This window comes from Enhygromyxa salina (assembly GCF_000737335.2).
GTDB lineage: Bacteria > Myxococcota_A > Polyangia > Nannocystales > Nannocystaceae > Plesiocystis > Plesiocystis salina_C.
In genome coordinates, this window is record NZ_JMCC02000310.1 from 1 (window position 1) to 546 (window position 546).

The following is a 546-nucleotide window of genomic DNA, read 5'->3' on the forward strand; positions in this document are numbered from 1 at the left end:
TGTGACCCCACCAGCCGCCGGCCCGGCGCCGCGCGTCGCCCGGGTCCCCCGCCAAAAGGGCGACAGCATGGTGTGGGCCGTCCCCGGCAACCCAGGCGCCCGCGCGTGGGCCCAGGTGCTGTGCGGGACCCTCAACCGGCAACAACGAACGAGCGAAGAACCAACCAAAGCGCGGGTTCGCGTCACCTACGCCGACGATCCCCGCCGCCCGCTGCTGGTCCTGCGCGCCGCTGGCTTCGAGCCGGCCGTGGGTCCCGAGCCGCTGATCGCCGCCCGCTTGGCCCGGGTCGGCGCGGTCGCGGCCAACCCCGCGGTCGAGCCCGAGCTCGCCCAGCTGATCGAGTCGCAGCGGGTGCGGATCGAGACCGACCTCAGCTTTGATCTTCGCGCGCCCTTCGAGCTCGCCAGCCACCTCGCAAGCGCGGGTGAGCGCCGAACACCCAAGACGGCCGGCCTGCCACTGCGACCGCGCGAAGAGATGCTGGGGTTGCCGCTGGCGCCGGTCAGCGCCGAGACCGACACCAGTACATCTGCAATTGGTGTCGA

The 546-nt window shown here is 72.5% G+C and carries 1 protein-coding gene; it reads left to right on the forward strand.

All coding sequences use genetic code 11. The annotated features are described in order from the left end of the window. The coding region (locus tag DB30_RS41040) for a hypothetical protein (protein ID WP_165704202.1) at positions 1–546 on the forward strand (546 nt) is incomplete at both ends.